Here is a 1785-nt window from a genome sequence, read left to right on the forward strand (position 1 = left end):
AACCAGTCCGGCGACGATGAGTCGACGATCTCCGACGAGTCGAACGCGCCCTGCACCTGAGTGCGCCATTGAGGACGCACCCGCTCGCCGACGATGTCACGGTAGAAGAGCGTGGCTGCACCGCTCGGTCGAGCGTGCGCGACCGCCACGAATGAGCCGTCTTCTGTCTGGATCCACACGACGATGTCCGCAGACGCGAGGTCCGCGAGCAGCTGACCATCGCCGGCGAGACGATGCAGCCATTCGACGTCGTTGTCGGTCAGAAGACCCTGGGTCTGGGCGAGGTCGCTGAGGGTTGACACCTCACCAGCCTAGAGTGCGTCGGCTCAGAGAACGGCCAGCGATGTCGCACGCCAGCGCCTGTCGAGGCCCTCGAGACGGATCGCCACGGCCCGGGTGCGCCCGGGACCGGCGACGATGACGACCGCCTCGACCTTGCCGTCGACGGGCTCCGTCACACGGGTCGAGAGGATCTCGAACTTCGGGCGCGCAGGCGAGACCCCCCTCGCGCTGCGCGCCCTGGCCGAGAGATTCGCCCGGGTCACCAGACTCCGATACGCCTCTTCGTTGAACCAGCGGGCGAGCTGATCGACTTCCCTGACGCCGGCGAGCACCTCGAGGACGCCCTGGGTGAGGCTGCGCAGCAGCGGCTGTGGGTCCGGCAGCTCGGCGCGCGGAGTCGGCTGCGGTGCGAAGTACTCATGAAGCATCATCGGTGGCACTCTCGATCGGGGAAGACTGCGGCAAGTTGAGCACGCGGCGAGTCACCCCTCGGGTCGTTTCCGAGATCTATGTGGATAACTCGTACATGCGCTGTTCGACCTCGCCTACGGTGGGGCGCGTGCACTGGGATCGACTGTTCGAAGACCTCGAAGGGCAGCTCGCTGCCGAATGGGAGAGCGAGCGAGCCGCGCTGGATGCCGAGTCCGAGCGGCTGCGCATCTCACGCCTCGAGTTGCGAAGTCGCCTCCGAGTGCTGTGCTCGGCCGCCGCGCGCGCCACGATCGATCTGCCCGGCGGCAGCCGGATCCGCGGTCGGCTGCAGGCTCTGGGCGCCGACTGGATCGCGCTCGTGCAGGCCGAGGGCGCATCCTCCCGACGCTCGACCAGGATCATTCCGCTTCACGCGGTGCGCGGACTCGACATCGACCACGGCCTGATCCTCGCCAGCCTCGACGACGAGGACGCCTCCGACCCGGTGCTGCGTGAGCGGATGTCGCTCGGTTTCGTCCTGCGTGATCTGGCGCGCCGTCGGGTGCCGGTCAGAGTCATCGGCATCGACGGGGCCGATCTCCACGGCACCGTCGACCGTGCCGGGGCGGATCATCTGGATCTCGCGCTGCATGATCCCGGTCAGGCTCGGGTCGCCTCGGCGGTGCGCGGATTCAGGATCATCCCGTTCAGCGCGCTGACGTCAGTGCAGGCGGCCGGCGATCAGATGCCCTGAATTCGTGTGCCGCCCCATACCTCGGGAAAGCTCGCCTCGTTGGCCTGACGCCACAGCGCCATGCGCCGCGCCTCTTCGGATTGCTCTGCCAGGTAACCCGAAAGGCTCGACTCCTCGATGCGCCAGCGCGAAGGAGAGCCCAGCTGGGAACCGCGCAGACGCCCCTGGTACACGAGCTCGATCACCTCGTCGACCTCGATGCTGAGCAGCTCGGCCACCTGGGCCGGCGCGAGGAAGCGCGGCGCTATGGAGGACGGGTCGGACATGCCCCCATTCTTCCCTCCGCGCAGGCCGGACACCCCAACCCCGGCCGCACTGTGGATAACTCTCCGGGCCCC

4 protein-coding genes are annotated in these 1785 nt (G+C 68.1%); 1 reads left to right on the forward strand and 3 read right to left on the reverse strand.

The window, feature by feature from the left end; genetic code table 11:
- Both J7E68_RS13605 and J7E68_RS13610 read right to left on the reverse strand, forming a co-directional pair.
- A partial coding sequence (locus J7E68_RS13605; protein WP_215173428.1) for a histidine kinase N-terminal domain-containing protein occupies nt 1–302 on the reverse strand: 302 nt, incomplete at its 3' end.
- Nucleotides 303–326: 24 nt separating this feature from the next.
- Nucleotides 327–713 carry an Rv3235 family protein gene (locus J7E68_RS13610; RefSeq protein ID WP_215173430.1) on the reverse strand — a complete coding sequence of 129 codons (387 nt, stop codon included), beginning with the start codon at nt 711–713 and terminating at the stop codon, nt 327–329.
- A gap of 128 nt (nt 714–841) precedes the next feature.
- Here J7E68_RS13610 and J7E68_RS13615 point away from each other — a divergent pair, with 128 nt between their 5' ends.
- A complete protein-coding gene (locus J7E68_RS13615; RefSeq protein ID WP_215173432.1) occupies nt 842–1447 on the forward strand; it encodes a hypothetical protein in 606 nt (201 codons plus the stop codon).
- Here J7E68_RS13615 and J7E68_RS13620 read toward each other — a convergent pair.
- Nucleotides 1435–1713 carry a helix-turn-helix domain-containing protein gene (locus J7E68_RS13620; RefSeq protein WP_215173433.1) on the reverse strand — a complete coding sequence of 93 codons (279 nt, stop codon included), beginning with the start codon at nt 1711–1713 and terminating at the stop codon, nt 1435–1437. The genes J7E68_RS13615 and J7E68_RS13620 overlap by 13 nt on opposite strands.
- Nucleotides 1714–1785: the final 72 nt, after the last annotated feature.

The organism is Microbacterium sp. ISL-103 (genome assembly GCF_018613995.1).
Taxonomy (GTDB): domain Bacteria; phylum Actinomycetota; class Actinomycetes; order Actinomycetales; family Microbacteriaceae; genus Microbacterium.

Excerpts from the sequence above, each read along its gene's own strand:
- J7E68_RS13610 (WP_215173430.1), bottom strand. The coding sequence starts at position 713 with ATGATGCTTCATGAGTACTTCGCACCGCAGCCGACTCCGCGCGCCGAG.
- J7E68_RS13620 (WP_215173433.1), bottom strand. The coding sequence starts at position 1,713 with ATGTCCGACCCGTCCTCCATAGCGCCGCGCTTCCTCGCGCCGGCCCAG.